The sequence below is a fragment of the Nocardia sp. GP40 genome, assembly GCF_050434125.1.
GTDB classification, from domain to species: Bacteria; Actinomycetota; Actinomycetes; order Mycobacteriales; family Mycobacteriaceae; genus Nocardia; species Nocardia albiluteola.
Map to the genome: position 1 here is coordinate 194,437 of NZ_JBNPVW010000003.1, position 17,223 is coordinate 211,659.

Genomic DNA, 17,223 nt, shown 5'->3' on the forward strand with positions numbered 1-17,223 from the left:
GTCCAGTCCAGGATGTCGACCGATGGGCATCCGCAATTCACCGGCACGACGAACCCTCCCAGCCGACCGCAGACCGGGAGGGGCCGTACAGTGCAGAGCCGGTCGAAGTTGCGCGGACGCGCCTACTTGGGCGCGGCGGTCTTCTTCTCGCCCACCGGGTTTCCGTGCTCGTCGAGCACCACCTCGAGCCCCGCCTCCTTGCGCTGCTGCCGGGTGATGGGCGCGGGCGCGTCGGTCAGCGGGTCGACACCGCCGCCGGACTTCGGGAAGGCGATGACCTCGCGGATCGATTCGACGCCGGCCAGCAGCGCGACGATGCGGTCCCAGCCGAAGGCGATGCCGCCGTGCGGCGGGGCGCCGTAGGAGAACGCGTCGAGCAGGAAGCCGAACTTCTCCTGCGCCTCGTCGTGGCCGATGCCCATGACCTTGAACACCCGCTCCTGCACGTCGCGGCGGTGGATGCGGATACTGCCGCCGCCGATCTCGTTGCCATTGCAGACGATGTCGTAGGCGTAGGCCAGCGCCGCACCGGGATCGGTGTCGAAGGTGTCCAGGAATTCGGGCCGGGGCGAGGTGAAGGCGTGATGCACCGCGGTCCACGCCGAATGTCCCAGCGCCACATCGCCGCTGGCGGTCGCCTCGGCCGCGGGCTCGAACATGGGCGCGTCCACGATCCACACGAACGCCCACGCGTTCTCGTCGATCAGGCCGCACTTGCGCGCGATCTCACCGCGCGCGGCGCCCAGCAGTGCCCGCTGCGCCTTGGTCTCCCCGGCCGCGAAGAACACGCAGTCGCCCGGGTCGGCGCCGACGTGCTTGGCCAGGCCCTCGCGCTCGGCGTCGCTGAGGTTCTTGGCGACCGGACCGCCCAGCGTGCCGTCCTCCTGCACCAGGATGTAGGCCAGGCCCTTGGCGCCGCGCTGCTTGGCCCAATCCTGCCAGGCGTCGAGCTGGCGCCGGGGCTGGCTCGCGCCCCCGGGCATCACGACCGCGCCGACGTAGGGCGCCTGGAACACCCGGAACGGGGTGTCCTTGAAATACTCTGTGCACTCGGTGATTTCGACACCGAAGCGCAGGTCCGGCTTGTCTGTGCCGAAGCGGCGCATGGCCTCGGCGTAGGTCATGTGCGGAATCGGCGCGGCGATCTTGTAGCCGACCAGCTTCCACAGCGCGCTCAGGATGTCCTCGGCCAGCAGGATCACATCCTCCTGCGTCACGAAGCTCATCTCGATGTCGAGCTGGGTGAACTCGGGCTGCCGGTCGGCGCGGAAGTCCTCGTCGCGGTAGCAGCGCGCGATCTGGTAGTACCGCTCGACGCCCGAGACCATCAGCAGCTGCTTGAACAGCTGGGGGCTCTGCGGCAGCGCGTAGAACTTGCCGGGCTGCAGGCGCGCGGGGACCAGGAAGTCGCGCGCGCCCTCGGGGGTGGAGCGCGTCATCGTCGGCGTCTCGACCTCGACGAACGCATGCTCGGCCAGCACCGCGCGGGCGGCGGCGTTGGCCCGCGAGCGCAGCCGGATGGCATGCGCCGGGCCCTCGCGACGCAGATCCAGGTAGCGGTACTTGAGCCGGGCCTCCTCGCCGGGCTGCTCGTCGAGCTGGAACGGCAGCGGCGCGGCCTCGTTGAGCACCACGAGCTCGGTGACGTTGACCTCGATCGCGCCGGTCGGCAGGTTCGGGTTCTCGCTGCCGACGGGCCGCAGCTCGACGACGCCGGTCACCTGCACGCAGTATTCCGCGCGCAACCGGTGCGCCTGCTCGGCCGGGACGCCCTCACGGAACACCACCTGTGACACACCCGACGCATCGCGCAGATCGATGAAGATCACGCCACCGTGGTCTCGACGGCGAGCCACCCAACCGGTGAGGGTCACGGTCAGACCGGCGTGTTCGCTTCGCAGCGAACCTGCCAAGTGGGTGCGCAGCACGGGGTTCCTTTCGACGGCTCGGTGCATCGGCTGGTATGGACGGATGCGCTCCCATCCTAAAGAGACACGTTCGCCGACCGGAAACCGATATCCCCGCCAACCGTGCCAAGCTGTAGTTTGCGCGCGGCTTGCCCGCGTGCGCCATCCCATCGAACGCGGGCGAGAGGGCCACGGGTGACCTTCAACGAGGGCATGCAGATCGATCCGAATCGGGTGTCGTCCGGGGGCGGGCCCGGCAGGGGCGGCAAGATCGCCCTGGGCGGCGCGGGCGGTCTGATCGTGCTGGTGCTGGCCCTGCTGCTGGGCGGCGATCCGAGTTCGCTGCTGCACGACATCACCGGGGCGCAGTCCACTGCCGCACCGAAGGCCGCCCCCGGCACTCCCGCCCACTGCCGGACCGGCGCGGACGCCAACAAGTACGTCGACTGCCGGGTCGTGCTGACCACGCAAAGCCTGGATGCGGTGTGGGGCACGGAACTGCCCCGGCAGACCCGCACCGCCTACACGGCGCCGCGAGTGACGCTGTTCACCGGCGCGGTGAGCACCGGGTGCGGGCGGGCCACCAGCGCGGTCGGCCCGTTCTACTGCCCCGCGGACCGCACGGCCTACTTCGACACCGCCTTCTTCCAGGAGCTGGTCGACAAGTTCGGTTCCAGCGGCGGCCCGCTGGCTCAGGAATACGTGGTGGCGCACGAGGTCGGCCACCACATCCAGAATCTGCTCGGCGATTCGGGCCGCGCGCAGCGCGATCCCAAGGGGCCCGCGTCCGGTTCGGTGCGCCTGGAGCTGCAGGCCGACTGCTACGCGGGCCTGTGGGCGCACTACGCCGACAAGCTCCCCGCCCCGGGCGGCAGCCAGCCCTTCCTGAAGCCCCTGTCGGACAAGGATATTCAGGACGCGCTCTCGGCCGCGGCAGCCGTCGGCGACGACCGCATCCAGCAGGCGGCAACCGGACGGGTCAATCCCGAGTCCTGGACGCACGGCTCCTCCACGGAACGCCAGAAGTGGCTCATGGCCGGATACCGCACCGGCCAGGTGCGGGCGTGCGATACCTTCTCCGCCACCGATCTGAACAACCCCGCCGCCCTTCGCTGACGTCCCCTTCGGGCGCGTCGCCCGGAGTTAGCCACAGACTCGGTTCACAATCACCGGACGGCGACGCAAGGGACGACAGGAGAGTGCGGAACATGCGAAGGTTCGGGGCGACACGACGATTCGGGCTGGTCCGGCCGCTGATAGCGGGGACAGCGCTCGCCGTGCTGCTCCTCGGCGCGGGCCGCACGGGCACCGCCGCCGCGGACGCCCCGGCCACCACGCCCGCGACCTCGAGCCCGGCCGCATCGCCCACGCCCGCGCAATCGCCGGTCTTCGCCACTCCGGAGCCGCCGAACGATTCGACGACCCACATCCCCGCCGCCACACCGCCGGTACCCGCGGCGCCGCCGATGACGAGCCGGCAGGCGCCGAGTCCGTCCGCGCCGACCTCACCCGCCGCGGCGGTGGTCGCCGCGCCGGTCGAGGCGCCACTCTCGGTGGTGCTCACGACGATTCACGGCGGGTCCGGTTCCATCGATCCGACGCCGACGCTGTCGGTGCGGGCGGACGGCAGGGCCGTCGGTATCACCACCGACGCGCACGCGGCCCCGCATCCCACGGACGGTCACGTCCCGACCGACATCCTCACCGCGAGCTACGCCGAGGCGAAGAGCCTCGCGTCGGCGGATATGGGCGAACCCGCGGAGGGCCCGGCCGGCAGTACCCTGCTCGACTTCCTCGGGCCCACCCCGGATCAGGACATCCACCTGGTCGTGTACGGACCGGACACCAGCTGGGACCTCACGCCGGAGCAGCAGGCCAACCGCGCCCGCTTCGCCTATCTGTGCACGAAGCTCACGGCCGCCTTCGTCCCGGATCATTGAGATCCGGATCATCGGTATTTCGCCGAGCTCAGCCGACCGTCCAGGTCTCCTTGCCCGAGAGCAGCTGCTGCAGCGAATCCGGTTGCGGCGCTGTGCGTTCGCGCGCGATCTGCGCCTGAGCACGAACCCCGTCGTCGTAGGTGGGCCGCGTGACGCTGCGGAAGATGCCGACCGGCACGTGTGACAGGTCCTGGGCCGAGAGCCGCGAGAGCGCATAGGCGTACTCGAGATTGTCGGAGTAGGCATCGTGCACGACGATCTCCGATTCCGCGACCGAGCTCGCCGCCGCCACCTCGAGGCCGAAACCGCTTCGCACGACGGCCCATTCGCCCTCGGCCCCGAAGCGGATCGGCTCGCCGTGGCGCAGCCGGATCAGGTGCGATTCGGCGTTGTCGCGGCGCAGCACATCGAACGAGCCGTCGTTGAAGATCGGGCAGTCCTGCAGGATCTCCACGAACGACGTGCCGCGATGCTCGGCCGCCGCGCGCAGCACCTCGCTCAGCCCGGCCCGGTCCGAATCCAGCGCCCGCGCCGCGAAGGAGGCCTCCGCGCCCAGGGCGACCGACAGGGTGTTGAACGGGTGGTCCACCGAACCCATCGGCGTGGACTTGGTGACCTTGCCGGACTCCGACGTCGGCGAGTACTGCCCCTTGGTCAGGCCGTAGATCCGGTTGTTGAACAGCAGGATCGTCATGTTCACGTTGCGGCGCAGGGCGTGGATGAGATGGTTGCCGCCGATGGACAGCGCATCGCCGTCGCCGGTCACCACCCACACCGACAGATCGGGCCGCGTGACGGCCAAGCCCGTCGCGATCGCGGGCGCGCGGCCGTGGATGGAGTGGATCCCGTAGGCGTCCAGGTAGTACGGGAACCGGCTCGAGCAGCCGATGCCCGAGACGAACATCAGATTCTCCCGGCGCAGCCCCAGCTCGGCCAGGAAGCCGCGCATGGTCGCCAGGATGACGTAGTCACCGCAGCCGGGGCACCAGCGCACCTCCTGATCGGAGGTGTAGTCCTTCGCCTTCTGCGGCCCGTCCGCGCCCGGCACTCCGGACAGCCCGGTCAGGCCGAGATCCGTGCCGACGAGCGAGGTCTCGACGATCGTCATCAGTTACCCCCTGCGGTGCGGTAGGTGGCCTGCGCGCGGGCGGCGAAGGCCTTGGCGTTTTCCAGTTCCGTCAGGGAGCCGTCCAGCGCCGCGTCGATCACTCCGACGAGTTCCTGGGCCGAGAACGCGGTGCCGGCGATCTTCGTCCACGGCCGCACGTCCACCAGGTAGCGGGCGCGCAGCAGCGTCGCCAGCTGGCCGCCGTTCATCTCGGGCGCGACGACGGTGCGGTACCGGCGCAGCACCTCACCGGTGTTGGCGGGCAACGGATTCAGGTTCCGCAGATGCGCCTGTGCGACGGGCACCCCGCGGCGCCGGACGCGCCGGCACGCCTCGCCGATCGGCCCGTAGGAGCTGCCCCAGCCGATGATCAGCAGCTCGGCCCGGGGGTCGCCCCCGTCGTCGACCTCGAGATCGGGCACCGCGATGCCGTCGATCTTGGCCTGCCGCAGCCGGACCATGAGCTCGTGATTGGCCGGATCGTAGGAGATGTTGCCGGTGCCGTCGGCCTTTTCGAGGCCGCCGATGCGGTGCGTGCGCCCGCGCGTGCCGGGCCGCGCGAGGGGGCGGGCCAGTGTCTCGAGGTCGCGCGCGTACGGCTGGAAGGGCTCGGCCGAATCATCGTGCGGCGCATCGGGTTCGAATCCGGGATCGATCGGCTCGAGGTCGGCGACCTGCGGAATCGCCCACGGCTCCGACCCGTTGGCGATCGAGCCGTCCGAGAGCAGCAGGACCGGTGTGCGGTAGGTGAGGGCGATCCGTGCGGCCTCCACCGCGGCGGCGAAGCAGTCGGCCGGGGACCGCGGGGCGATCACCGCGACCGGCGATTCCCCGTTGCGGCCGTAGAGCGCCTGCAGCAGATCGGCCTGCTCGGTCTTGGTGGGCAGGCCGGTGGACGGGCCGCCGCGCTGCACATCCACGATGAGCAGGGGCAGCTCGGTCATCACGGCCAGGCCGATGGTCTCGCTTTTGAGCGCCAGCCCCGGCCCCGAGGTACTGGTGACCCCGAGCGCGCCGCCGATCGAGGCGCCCAGTGCCGCACCGATTCCCGCGATCTCGTCCTCGGCCTGGAAGGTGGTGACGCCGAAGTTCTTGTGCTTGCTCAGCTCGTGCAGGATGTCCGAGGCCGGGGTAATCGGATAGGTGCCAAGGAAGACCTGCAGGCCCGCCAGCTGTCCGGCGGTGACGATGCCGTAGGCCAGCGCGGTGTTGCCGGTGATCTGGCGGTAGGTGCCCGCGGGCAGCGTGGCCGGGGCGACCTCGTAGGTGGACGCGAACGCCTCGGTGGTCTCGCCGAAGTTCCAGCCCGCACGGAACGCCAGGATGTTGGCCTCGGCAATGTCGGGTTTCGCGGCGAACTTCTCCCGCATGAACTGCTCGGTGCCGCCGATCGGACGGCTGTACATCCAGGACAGCAGGCCCAGGGCGAACATGTTCTTGGCGCGCTGGCCGTCCTTCTTGCCCACCCCGGTCGGCTCGGTGGCCGCTAGCGTCAGCGAGGTCATCGGCACCCGATGCACGACGAAATCGGACAGCGTGTCGTCGGCGAGCGGATCGTCGGCGTAGCCGACCTTGGTGAAGTTGCGCCTGGTGAATTCGTCGGTGTTGACGATGACGGTCGCCCCGCGCGGCAGCTCCTCCAGATTCGCCTTCAGTGCCGCGGGATTCATCGCCACCAGCACATCGGGCTGGTCGCCCGCGGTGAGGATGTCGTAGTCGGCGATCTGGATCTGGAACGAGGAGACGCCGGGCAGGGTGCCCTGGGGGGCACGGATCTCGGCGGGGAAGTTCGGCTGTGTCGCTAGATCGTTCCCGAATGCGGCGGCCTCGTGGGTGAATCGGTCACCCGTCAGCTGCATGCCGTCGCCCGAGTCGCCCGCGAACCGGATGACGACCTTCTCGAGCTTCGATACGGACCCCCGCCCCAGCGCCCCGGCCTTTTTTGCGGGGCCGCCGTCTCGGCGAGCGCCGGCATCGTCCGGGGAGAGCGCTTCATCGGAAACCATGCGCCTGCATCACTTCCTCGTCGGTATGGGTTACCACACGCCAAGTTACTCCGCCGCATCGGGGCACACCCGAGTGATAAGCGGTCCAACATGATTCGCACCGCGCCGATTCCCGGACCCGGGTGGCGGGCCGCGCTAGGAGAACAACGTCAACTGCGAGGCGGACTGCCGCGGCGGCGCGGGCGGTACCCGCACCTGTGACGGCATGTCCCGGGTCAGGCCGTGCTTGGACAGCAACGGCTCGACCCGTTCGCGCAGCCACGCGGAGTACTCCGGTGTGACGTACGCCCCACGACCGTACAACTGCCTATAACGGCGCAGCAGTGCCGGGTGGCGCTCGGCCAGCCACTGCAGGTACCAGCCGCGGGTGCTGCCGCGCAGATGCATCGCGAACGCGACGGCGCTCACAGCGCCCGCCCCGGCGATCGCCCCGAACAGCGCATCGAGATGGCCCGCGCCGTCGGTGAGGTACGGAATCACCGGGGCCACCATGACGTGGACCGCAAATCCGGCATCGGCCAGCGCGCGCACGAGCTCCAGGCGGGCCCGGGGGGACGGCGTGCCCGGCTCGAGCGAGTGGTGCAGCTCGGGATCACCGATGGCGATCGAGACGGCCAGGCTGACGGGCACCTCCCGGGCCGCGAGGGTCAGCAGTGGCAGATCCCGGCGCAGCAGGGTGCCCTTGGTGAGGATGGAGAACGGGGTGCCCGAATCGGTGAGCGCGCGAATGATCCCCGGCATCAGCCGGTACCGCCCCTCCGCGCGCTGATACGGATCGGTATTGGTGCCCAGCGCGACCGGCTCGCGCCGCCACGACCGCCGGTGCACCTCGCGGCGCAGCACCGCGGCGACATTCGTCTTGACCACGATCTGGGTGTCGAAATCGCGGCCCGCGTCCAGATCCAGATACTCGTGCGTGCCGCGGGCGAAGCAGTACCGGCAGGCGTGTGAGCAGCCGCGCATGGGGTTGATCGTCCAGGAGAACGGCAACCCCGAACCCTCGGGCATGCGATTGAGGGCACTCTTGCAGAGCACCTCGTGAAAGGTCACACCGTCGAACTCGGGGGTCTGCACGCTCCGGACCAGACCGGCACGCTCCAGCCCCGGAAGGGCGCCGTCATCGGCATCCAGGGTCTGGCTCTGCCACCGCACCCTTCCAGTCGAACATCTGTTCTAATATCTGTCAAGCAACGCCGCACCCATCAGGCGACGCCGCTGCCCGCCTTCGGCGCCAACGGCTCGCCGTTGTAGAAGGCGACCAGATCGCGGACCGTATCGGCGGTCGGGCGCGGCTGGTAGCCGAGCTCGCTCGTGGCCTTGGCCGAGTCGACGACAGGGGCCGAGATGAGCGCACCCATCGCCGCCTTGGAGATGCGGTCGCTGCCGAACAGCTTGCCGATCGGCTCGAGCACCGGCAGGGCCGCGGTGATCACCTTGACGGGAATCGCGAACCGCGGGCCGCGCTTGCCGTTGACCGCCGCGGCGAGCTGGGACACCTCGAACAGCGAGCACATGCCGCCCGCGAGCAGGTAGTTCTCCCCGGTGCGGCCCTTCTCCCCCGCCAGGATCAGGCCCGCGGCCACGTCCCGCACGTCCACGAGATCGAATCCGCCGGAGATCATGACCGGCACCCGCCCGCGCGCGCAGTCCCACAGGGTGGTGTTAATCCGCGAGTTGGAGTGGTCGACCGGTCCGTACACCCCGGTCGGGTTGCAGATCACCGCGTCCAGACCCTTGTCGATGACCTTGCGCAGCTCGACCTCGCCCTGGAACTTGGACCGGTCGTAGACGGGCAGGTGAGGCTCGGTCGAGCGGGGCGCCTTCTCATCGATCCGGCCGCCGCAGCTGTATTGGTTGAACGCGTGAATGGAACTGGTGTGCACCATGCGCCGCACACCGACCTCGAGGGCGGCCTCCGCGACGATCCGCACCCCCTCGGTGTTGATCCGCCACGCCAGGTCGTGGTGGTGCGCCAGCGTGATCATCGCCACCAGGTGGTAGACCACCTCGGCGCCCTCGAGCGCAGAGCGCATCGACGCCGGGTCCAGCACGTCGCCGTTGACCCAGGTCACCTGCGGGTGTGGAGCACCGTCGGGCTGAACGCGGTCGATGGCGGTCACCTCGTGACCTTGCTCCACCAGTTGCTGGAGCAGATTCGTGCCAAGGAAGCCGGCTGCGCCGGTGACTGCGACCTTCATGAGAACGAGAATATAGAACGCGTTTCAAATTGCAACAAGTTCTAGTTTGTTTTCATTCCGGGCGCGCGACCGAAACCCGCAGGGGCACGGGGGCGGCTCATCGACTCGAAACCTGTCGTGCGGTTCGGCTATATTGAGGCTCGAGTACGATCCGCTGGTCGGGCGGGCGCGGGTACCGATTGCCGAATCCCCGGTTCCGACCGGTCTACGAAGACTACGGCGATGATGATTGGGGGGCAGCACGATGACTAATCCGTTCTCGGTCGAAACCGACCCACTCCGGGTGTTCGCGGCGACGCACGAAGGTATCGCGACACAGATCGCGGGGGCGGGGAATATGGATACCGCCAGCCACGTTGCGGCCATGACGCCCGTGTTCGGCATCATCGGCGGCGACTACCTGGCCATGTTCGCCGCCGCACAGGTGCTGCACTGCAAGGACATCAACGACCTCTCACAGAAGGTCAACGACATCAGCGGCGCGGCCTTCAACACCGCGGCAACCTTCGACAGCGGCGATTCGGAGTTCTCCACCGCCCTGAAGACCGCGACCAACGCGATCGGAGGCTGATCGGTGCAGGCACTCGACACCGGCGCCGGCGGGGTCATCGGCGCGCACACCGACCCGGTCGCCGCCGCGGCCTCGGCGGTCTCCCAGGCGGCGCAGAACATCGCCCAGACCGTGCAGAACGGCCCGTTCGCACACGTCTCACTGCCGCAGCTCCCGGCCGACATGCCGGAGGTGCACGCGCCCGAATTCACGCTGTCCCGCAAGGAATTCGACGACGATCACGGCTCCGCCCTCGGCAGCGCACACCTGCCGGGCCTGGGCGGCTCGGACACCTCGACCCATGCCGCGTCGTTCGACGGCGCCTCGGTGCTGGGCCAGGCCAACGATGCGCTCGACCACGCACAGAGCACCTTCGGCGCCATCCCGGGCGCGCAGAACGTCTTCGACACCGCCCATACCGCGCTGAACAGCGCCTCCCCCACGCTGATCGGCGCCGCTTCCTCGATCCAGCAGGCGGCCGCGCCGATCAGCTCGGCGCTCCACTCCAGCGATCCGATCGCCACGCTGATGCAGCACGGCATCTCGGTGCCGGCGATCCCGGGGATCGAGCAGCTGTTCCAGCCCATCACCAGCCTGCTGCAGAGCTTCGGCACGGGCGTCATGGGTGCCCTCAATCCGACCCAGATCCTCAGCGAGTCGTCCCAGGTCATCCAGGCCGCCATGCAGGTGGGCGAGGGTGCGATGAAGACGGTGAGCCAGGTGTGGCAGGGCAAGTCGTCCGACAGCGCCCAGACGGCGTCGGACAAGGCGCAGTCCAAGGGGCAGGACACCAGCCAGCGCGGCCTCGACATCTCCAAGCTCACCACCGAGGCCGCGGCCGTCGTGCAGAAGGGCAATGTGCAGCTCACCACGGTCGCGCAGTCCTTCGCCGCGCAGGCATCCGCGCTCGCGCCGACGTGGCCGACGCCGCCCGGCCAGGCCGCGCTGCTGGCCACGGCCACCGAGCATCTCGGCACCGCGGTCGGCATCGTCAACGCCACCCGCGGTGAACTGTCCGGATACACCGGCCAGCTCACCGGCGTGGTGAATCAGCTGCTCGGCCAGAGCGGAATCGGCCAGCAGGCCGCCCAGGTGGCACAGTCGGCGGCGCAGAACATCGCGCAGCCGGTCATGGAGCAGGCCAAGAATCTGCTGTCCGGCAACAGCGACAGCAACTCCAGCGACAAATCCAGCTCGGACCTCGGCACGAGCACCACCTCGGCCGGATACAACGGCATGAACGGCGGCTCCACCAGTCTCGGCGGCAGCGGCGGTACCGGCGGCAGCCTGAGCTCCGATTCGCTCGGTGGCGGCACCAACTCGGGCGGCGGCACCGGCACCTCGGTGCCGGGGACCACGGGCACCAACGCCGCCGCGGCGGCAGCCGCGAGCCTCGGCTCGGCCACCAGGACGGCGGGCGTGAGCAGCCCCGGCTTCATGGGCGGCGCCGGTGCGGCCAACGCGCGCAACACCTCCGACGAGGAGCACGAGCGCACGGTCCAGCCGTACCAGAGCATCACCGGCGACACCGAACTCGCCGGCGTGCTGGGTGAGATCGCCCCCGACGTCATCGGCCAGGTCCACTCCGACGAGGAGATCAACGGCTACTCTTCGGACATGAACCTCTAGCGGCACAATCCTTTCCGCGACGGCCCGGACCGAATCGGTCCGGGCCGTCGCGCCGTCCGGGTCGGACACAGTCGCGCGCAAGGCGTTCCGCGACGTCGATCGTCCGGACCGGACACTTCCACTACCGCACAACGCATTCCGGCGCATCGCCCCGCGCCCGCCGGAATCGAGCGCCCCCGCCGGGCGCGGCCCCTCATCCGATGGCGACCGCGCGGCGAGATCCGCTGCGTCCCATTCACCGGTCCCCGGACAGCCGATCCCCTCGACGGCGGGCACGATCGGTTCGTATTCCGATGCCGATCCGACCTGATGCCCGGATGATCGAATCGCCTGACACGGCCGGCCGGCCGGGCTACGATCGCGACAAAAATAGAATCTGTTCTAATTTCAGCCGGTCGAACGACGGGACCCGTGCCCGCGGCGTCCGGCTCCGGGCGAGGGCTCGAGGCCCGCCGACACGAGAGGATGCCCCCGATGCGCTTCACCTACGCGGAGGCGATGACGGATCCGTCGTACTACGTTCCGCTGGCACAGGCCGCGGAGGCCGCCGGATTCCACAGCATGTCGATCGCCGACAGCATCGCCTATCCGGAGGAGTCCGATTCGAAGTACCCCTACACGCCCGACGGTTCGCGCGAATTCCTGGACGGTAAACCGTTCATCGAGGCATTCGTGCTGTCCGCGGCGCTGGCGGCGGTCACGACGACGCTGCGGTTCACCCCGTTCGTGATCAAGCTGCCCATCCGCCCGCCGGTGCTGGTCGCCAAGCAGGCCACCTCGATCGCCGCGTTCAGCGGCAACCGCTTCGCGCTCGGTGTCGGCGTGAGCCCGTGGCCGGAGGACTTCCAGATCATGGACGTGCCGTTCGAGCGGCGCGGGCGGCGGATGGACGAGTGCATCGACATCGTGCGCGGCCTGTGCTCCGGCGACTACTTCGAGTACCACGGCGAGTTCTACGACATCCCGAGCATCAAGCTGACCCCCGCCCCGACCGAGCCGATCCCGATCCTGGTCGGCGGCCACAGCGATGCCGCGCTGCGCCGCGCGGTCCGATGCGACGGCTGGATGCACGCCGGCGGCGCGCCCGAGGACCTCGAGCGCATGCTGACCCGCCTGGACGAATTGCGCGCCGAGCGCGACGATTCCCGCCCCTTCGAGGTCCACGTCGCCTCTCTGGACGCCTACACCCCCGACGGCATCAAGCGGCTCGAGGATCGCGGCGTCACCGACGTCATCGTCGGCTTCCGCTACCACTACGCGCCGGGCCCCGACACCGAACCCCTGAAGAACAAGCTCACCGCCATCGAGCGCTACGCAGACTCGGTGATCTCCAAGGTCGGATAGCGAGCCCGGCCGGACCTCGCCCCCTCGGCCCGCGCACCTGTATCGGGTCACCCCGACCACACCCACTCGGGCGGGCCGAGCTCAACCTCCGCCGCCTGGCATCGGCGCGAAGCCAATTCCGGGGTCGGGACGATGGCTCCCGGCGGGGCGCGCTGCGCACCGCTCGGCGATATTCGACCGCGGTTCCGGGTCTGCCTTCGGTCATCGCGGCTGACGATGCACCGGATCGAGCCGCCGGATCAGCCCGGCACGGGGGCACTCCGGGCGGCTCACCCGCGCCACGATTTCGCGACAGCTCAGCCCAGGGCCGCGATGTCCGCGTCGGACAGGGCGACAGGCTGCACAAAGTCCTTGGCGCGCACCAGTTTTACAGCGCGGTAGAGCGGTCGCTCCTCGAGGCCCGCGTCGCGGGCCTCGGCGCGCAGCTGGCCGACCAGCATGCTCGAGACCGCGAGCGCGGCGGCGAGCGGGCAGGCGGCCAGGGCGTCGGCGAGCTTGCGCAGGCCCAGGATGTGGAGCTCGCGGCCGCTGCCCGCATCGGTGTACATCGCCAGTGGGACCACCTGGCGGCCGCCTCCGGCCGTCACGCGCAGCACGATGCGGCTCAGGCGCCCCGGGAAGACGAGAATCTCCACGCCGGTCGCGGCGGCGGCATCCACCCGCCGCCGCCCGAACAGGGTGCGGGCCTCGATGACGGTGCCCACCATCCAGATTCGCCGCCGGCGCGTCGAGACCGCGTACAGCGCGGGCGGCGTCACCAGCACCACCCCGGCCAGAACCGCGATCGGCCAGCGGACCACCAGTGCCAGCAGCACCGCGACGACGACGCCGACGCCGCACGCGATCAGGGTGAGCCGGCGCAGCATCGGCGCATACACCTCGGGGGCGATCAGGTCCAGGCCGACCGGTTGCGGCCGTTCGGAATTCGGTTGCTCAGTCACGCGTCCACATTCGTCCGGATGATCGGGCACGTCCGCCCCGAACCGAATCGTACGGCGCGACACGATATTCGGGGCGGCCCTCCCTGTACTGCACGGCGCGGCCGCTATCGGCCCTGGGCGAGGGCCGCGGCGACCTCGGCGGCCACCGCGTCGATCGCGATCTGCCGCTGCTCGCCCGAGGCCAGATCCTTGAGCCCGATCTCCCCGGCCGACAGGTCCCGATCTCCCAGCACCAGTGCGTATTTCGCGCCGGAGCGATCGGCGGCCTTCATCGCACCCTTGACCCCGCGCCCGCCGTAGGCGATGTCGACGCGAATGCCCGCGGCCCGCAGCTTGGCGGCCAGGACGACCAGGCGCTGGGTCGCGGCATCGCCCAGCGGTACCCCGAACACGTCCACGCGCGCCGGATCCGCGGCGGTCTTGCCCTCGGCCTGCAGGGCCAGGACGGTCCGGTCCACACCGAGACCGAAGCCGATGCCCGAGAGCGGCTGCCCGCCGAGCTGCGCCATCAGCCCGTCGTAGCGTCCGCCGCCGCCGATGCCGGACTGCGCGCCCAGACCGTCGTGCACGAATTCGAACGTCGTCTTGGTGTAGTAGTCCAGGCCGCGCACCATCCGCGGGTTGATCGTGTACGGCACGCCGAGCGCATCCAGGTACCCGAGGACCTGCTCGAAGTGCACCTTGGCCGAATCGGACAGGTGGTCGAGCATCAGCGGGGCGGCCGCGGTCAGCTCACGCACCTCCGGGCGCTTGTCGTCGAGCACCCGCAGCGGGTTCAGCTCGGCGCGGCGACGGGTCTCCTCGTCCAAAGGGAGCCCGAACAGGAACTTCTGCAACAGTTCCCGATACTGCGGGCGGCAGGTGTCATCGCCCAGCGAGGTGATCTCGAGCCGGAATCCGTCCAGACCCAGCGACCGGAACCCGGCGTCCGCGACGGCGATCACCTCCGCGTCCAGGGCCGGATCGTCCACACCGATCGCCTCGATGCCGACCTGCTGCAGCTGGCGGTAGCGCCCGGCCTGCGGACGCTCGTAGCGGAAGAACGGACCCGCGTAGCACAGTTTGACCGGCAGTTGGCCGCGATCGAGGCCGTGCTCGATCACCGCGCGCATCACGCCCGCGGTGCCCTCGGGCCGCAGCGTGACGCTGCGATCGCCGCGATCGGCGAAGGTGTACATCTCCTTGCTGACCACGTCGGTCGACTCTCCGACGCCGCGCGCGAACAGCATGGTGTCCTCGAAGACCGGCAGCTCGATATGCCCGTACCCGGCCAATCGCGCCGACCGCACGAGCGCGTCGCGCACGGCGACGAATTCGGCGGAACCGGGCGGGACGTAGTCCGGGATCCCCTTCGGGGCATTGAAGGTGCTGGTCTTGGTCACGATCGTCCAGTCTCCCCTACCGCGCCGCGGCAAGTCCAACCAGATACCGCGACCGGTCCAACCGATCTTGGTCACGTATCGCATCCGAGCTCGACCGCGTGCGATGCCTCGGGCCGCAACCACCGCCGTGCCCGGCGGCGAAGCGTCTGTGTCCGGCCGGGACTCGTCCGCGAAGCGCTAGGCTCAGCCGATAGACCTGCAGGTTTTTAATTCTCAGGGCGCCGAAAACAGACCGGAGCGGAGCGGGGGCCAATGGACACAGCTTTTAATGGCAGACTCATGCCCTGAAACCGCAGACCTTATACGGGAGGAACCGGTAGTGCCGAGCAACGAACAGCGAAGGGCAGCGGCGAAACGCAAGCTGGAGCGACAGATCGCACGGCGGGCCGAGCGGGCCCGGCGGCGCAAGCAGCTCACCATCGCGGGGTCCGTGCTCGGCGTGGTCGTCGTGGTAGCGGCCGGTTTCGGGATCTACTACCTGACCCATAACGACGACAACAGCAAGAATTCCGCCTCGGCCAGCAGCACGACCACCGACGCCTCGCTGTCGAACACTCCCCAGGCCGCGCCCCCGCCGAAGCCGAATCCCCGCGCGGCGACGGTGAGCTGCAACTATCGCGACGGCGGCGAGGTGTCCAAGAAGGTGGACAAGCCGCAGACCGCGGGCGTCTCCACGGCCGGCAGCCCCAAGGTCAGCATCGACTCCACGCAGGGCCCGATCGGGATCACCCTGAACCCGGCCGCGGCGCCCTGCACGGTGAACAGCTTCGTCAGCCTGGTGAAGCAGCACTACTTCGACAACGCCCCGTGCCACCGCCTCAGCACCGAGGGCCTGAAGATGCTGCAGTGCGGCGACCCGACCGGCACGGGCAAGGGCGGTCCGGGGTACGAGTTCGACAACGAGTACCCGACGGACCAGTACGGCAAGGACGATCCTGCCGCCCAGAACCCGGTCCTGTACAAGCGTGGCGTGGTCGCGATGGCCAACGCGGGCACCGACCCGTCCGGCGCCGGCACCAACGGCAGCCAGTTCTTCCTCATCGACGGCGACTCCCCGCTGCCGCCGCAGTACACCATCTTCGGAACCGTCGACGCCGCAGGCTTGAAGACCCTGGACAAGATCGCCGCGGGCGGTGACGACCACTCGATGGACAACTCCGCGGGCGGCGGAAAGCCGAACCTGTCGGTCACCTTCAAGTCCGCCACGGTGAGCTGAGGTCCGAGCCGGAGCGGAGATCGCGGGTTTCGCTCCGGCCCCAAGGCCTTTCACGCGTGTCGCTCGAGCATAGAAGATCCGGTTTCGGGCATCCTCCTTGTGAAAGACATCCGAAGGTTCCGGTGTATGCGCCGGAAATGTGCGTTATATGCTCTTCATGTACCCAGGGGGTAAGGCAACCCTGTATTTTCACTGGTAACCTCGTAATACGGAGCACGACGTGGCGCTGTCCCCGCCTTACCCGGCGGTGCTGTTCACGCAGTGCTCCCGGTGTCCAGAATGCAGGCGGGGGCGCCGCCGCTCGAACTACCGTTCCAGTGGCGATGTCCGTGACGATGCACCACAATCATCCATAGTGATCTCACTGCAGCATCGGGGAGCAGGCCATGGCCGAGGAACTCGACGACATCGGTCGCGAAACAGCGGCGATTATGAGGCAAATGTTGCAGCTTGCGACTCTCGTCGCGCTGCGCACCCGGGAACGAGGGCAGAAGGAGGCCGAGGCTCGCGTCAAGGTCACCGAGGCACGCGTCAAGGAGGGCCGCGAACTTCAGCTTCGTGAGGCCCGCGAGGCCAAGGCCAAAGACCCGCGCAACCTCGAGCTGTCGCGCATGCTGGAGAAGCCGCCCCTGGAAAAGGGCATCTCCCTGGAGAAGGACCGCTTCGCCGAGCACGCCAGCGAGGCACGCAGCGCCGCACAGGCACAGGCCGCGTCCCGCTCGCCCCTGCGGTACGACTCCAGCGAACGACGCAGCGCCCTGGCACAGCATCTCGAACGCATCGGCGTCGCACCCGAACTCGCCGCGGTGCGGATGCTCATGGAGGTCGGTCAGGCACAGCCCGCGTCCGAGGCGGTACGCACCGTTCCCGAGGACAACAAGCGGCTCAATCAGGCTCGCGAGATCGAGGGCCGAGGGCTCGCGCGCACGCGCACCTAGGTCCCGGCTCGCACGACCGAGGCCACGTACAGACACACGCTCTATTCGTCGTGGCCCCTGGTGG

14 protein-coding genes are annotated in these 17,223 nt (G+C 69.3%); 7 read left to right on the forward strand and 7 right to left on the reverse strand.

Features of this window, described 5'->3' with window-relative positions; genetic code table 11:
- Positions 1 to 122: 122 nt before the first annotated feature.
- Complete coding sequence (aspS, locus tag ABH933_RS10000) at positions 123 to 1,928, reverse strand: aspartate--tRNA ligase (RefSeq protein WP_429416232.1); 1,806 nt, start codon at positions 1,926 to 1,928, stop codon at positions 123 to 125.
- A gap of 174 nt (positions 1,929 to 2,102) precedes the next feature.
- Here aspS and ypfJ point away from each other — a divergent pair, with 174 nt between their 5' ends.
- Positions 2,103 to 3,023 (forward strand): KPN_02809 family neutral zinc metallopeptidase, encoded by a 921-nt coding sequence (gene ypfJ / locus ABH933_RS10005; protein WP_429416235.1) that lies wholly within the window; start codon positions 2,103 to 2,105, stop codon positions 3,021 to 3,023.
- Between the two features lie 92 nt (positions 3,024 to 3,115).
- The gene (locus tag ABH933_RS10010; protein WP_429416238.1) at positions 3,116 to 3,847 is read left to right on the forward strand and encodes a hypothetical protein; all 732 of its coding nucleotides are present in this window, start codon (positions 3,116 to 3,118) and stop codon (positions 3,845 to 3,847) included.
- Between the two features lie 28 nt (positions 3,848 to 3,875).
- Here ABH933_RS10010 and ABH933_RS10015 read toward each other — a convergent pair whose 3' ends face one another.
- The 4 genes from ABH933_RS10015 to ABH933_RS10030 all read right to left on the reverse strand — a co-directional run bounded on the left by ABH933_RS10015 (position 3,876) and on the right by ABH933_RS10030 (position 9,159).
- A complete protein-coding gene (locus ABH933_RS10015; RefSeq protein WP_429416241.1) occupies positions 3,876 to 4,955 on the reverse strand; it encodes a 2-oxoacid:ferredoxin oxidoreductase subunit beta in 1,080 nt (359 codons plus the stop codon).
- Positions 4,955 to 6,961 (reverse strand): 2-oxoacid:acceptor oxidoreductase subunit alpha, encoded by a 2,007-nt coding sequence (locus tag ABH933_RS10020; protein WP_429416244.1) that lies wholly within the window; start codon positions 6,959 to 6,961, stop codon positions 4,955 to 4,957. Before ABH933_RS10020 ends, ABH933_RS10015 begins: the two co-directional genes overlap by 1 nt.
- 135 nt (positions 6,962 to 7,096) lie before the next feature.
- Positions 7,097 to 8,113, reverse strand: coding sequence for an Rv2578c family radical SAM protein (locus ABH933_RS10025; protein WP_429416247.1), 1,017 nt, complete (start codon positions 8,111 to 8,113; stop codon positions 7,097 to 7,099).
- 50 nt (positions 8,114 to 8,163) lie between these two features.
- Positions 8,164 to 9,159, reverse strand: coding sequence for an NAD-dependent epimerase/dehydratase family protein (locus ABH933_RS10030; RefSeq protein WP_429416250.1), 996 nt, complete (start codon positions 9,157 to 9,159; stop codon positions 8,164 to 8,166).
- Between the two features lie 244 nt (positions 9,160 to 9,403).
- Between ABH933_RS10030 and ABH933_RS10035 the strand changes: the two genes are divergently transcribed.
- The 3 genes from ABH933_RS10035 (at position 9,404) to ABH933_RS10045 (ending at position 12,682) form a co-directional block, all read left to right on the forward strand.
- Positions 9,404 to 9,730 carry a type VII secretion target gene (locus ABH933_RS10035; RefSeq protein ID WP_429416253.1) on the forward strand — a complete coding sequence of 109 codons (327 nt, stop codon included), beginning with the start codon at positions 9,404 to 9,406 and terminating at the stop codon, positions 9,728 to 9,730.
- A gap of 3 nt (positions 9,731 to 9,733) precedes the next feature.
- Positions 9,734 to 11,338 (forward strand): hypothetical protein, encoded by a 1,605-nt coding sequence (locus ABH933_RS10040; protein ID WP_429416255.1) that lies wholly within the window; start codon positions 9,734 to 9,736, stop codon positions 11,336 to 11,338.
- Positions 11,339 to 11,812: 474 nt separating this feature from the next.
- On the forward strand, positions 11,813 to 12,682 hold the full coding sequence (locus tag ABH933_RS10045) for a TIGR03619 family F420-dependent LLM class oxidoreductase (RefSeq protein WP_215920901.1): 870 nt from the start codon (positions 11,813 to 11,815) through the stop codon (positions 12,680 to 12,682).
- Positions 12,683 to 12,978: 296 nt separating this feature from the next.
- On the opposite strand, the gene ABH933_RS10050 is transcribed toward ABH933_RS10045, so the two are convergent.
- Both ABH933_RS10050 and hisS read right to left on the reverse strand, forming a co-directional pair.
- Positions 12,979 to 13,623 carry a hypothetical protein gene (locus tag ABH933_RS10050; RefSeq protein WP_429416258.1) on the reverse strand — a complete coding sequence of 215 codons (645 nt, stop codon included), beginning with the start codon at positions 13,621 to 13,623 and terminating at the stop codon, positions 12,979 to 12,981.
- A gap of 104 nt (positions 13,624 to 13,727) precedes the next feature.
- Positions 13,728 to 15,005: a histidine--tRNA ligase gene (hisS, locus tag ABH933_RS10055; RefSeq protein ID WP_429417763.1), complete on the reverse strand. Its 1,278-nt coding sequence runs from the start codon at positions 15,003 to 15,005 to the stop codon at positions 13,728 to 13,730.
- A 319-nt stretch (positions 15,006 to 15,324) separates the two neighbouring features.
- On the opposite strand from hisS, the gene ABH933_RS10060 reads away from it, so the two are divergent.
- A complete protein-coding gene (locus tag ABH933_RS10060) occupies positions 15,325 to 16,221 on the forward strand; it encodes a peptidylprolyl isomerase (RefSeq protein ID WP_429416261.1) in 897 nt (298 codons plus the stop codon).
- 440 nt (positions 16,222 to 16,661) lie between these two features.
- Positions 16,662 to 17,159 carry a hypothetical protein gene (locus tag ABH933_RS10065; RefSeq protein WP_245401543.1) on the forward strand — a complete coding sequence of 166 codons (498 nt, stop codon included), beginning with the start codon at positions 16,662 to 16,664 and terminating at the stop codon, positions 17,157 to 17,159.
- The last annotated feature ends 64 nt before the right edge of the window (positions 17,160 to 17,223 follow it).

Bases quoted from the DNA above. Each gene is read 5' to 3' on its own strand.
- ABH933_RS10035 (WP_429416253.1), top strand. From the start codon at position 9,404: ATGACTAATCCGTTCTCGGTCGAAACCGACCCACTCCGGGTGTTCGCG.
- ABH933_RS10010 (WP_429416238.1), top strand. From the start codon at position 3,116: ATGCGAAGGTTCGGGGCGACACGACGATTCGGGCTGGTCCGGCCGCTG.
- ABH933_RS10015 (WP_429416241.1), bottom strand. From the start codon at position 4,955: ATGACGATCGTCGAGACCTCGCTCGTCGGCACGGATCTCGGCCTGACC.
- ABH933_RS10020 (WP_429416244.1), bottom strand. From the start codon at position 6,961: ATGGTTTCCGATGAAGCGCTCTCCCCGGACGATGCCGGCGCTCGCCGA.
- ABH933_RS10030 (WP_429416250.1), bottom strand. From the start codon at position 9,159: ATGAAGGTCGCAGTCACCGGCGCAGCCGGCTTCCTTGGCACGAATCTG.
- ABH933_RS10045 (WP_215920901.1), top strand. From the start codon at position 11,813: ATGCGCTTCACCTACGCGGAGGCGATGACGGATCCGTCGTACTACGTT.
- ABH933_RS10065 (WP_245401543.1), top strand. From the start codon at position 16,662: ATGTTGCAGCTTGCGACTCTCGTCGCGCTGCGCACCCGGGAACGAGGG.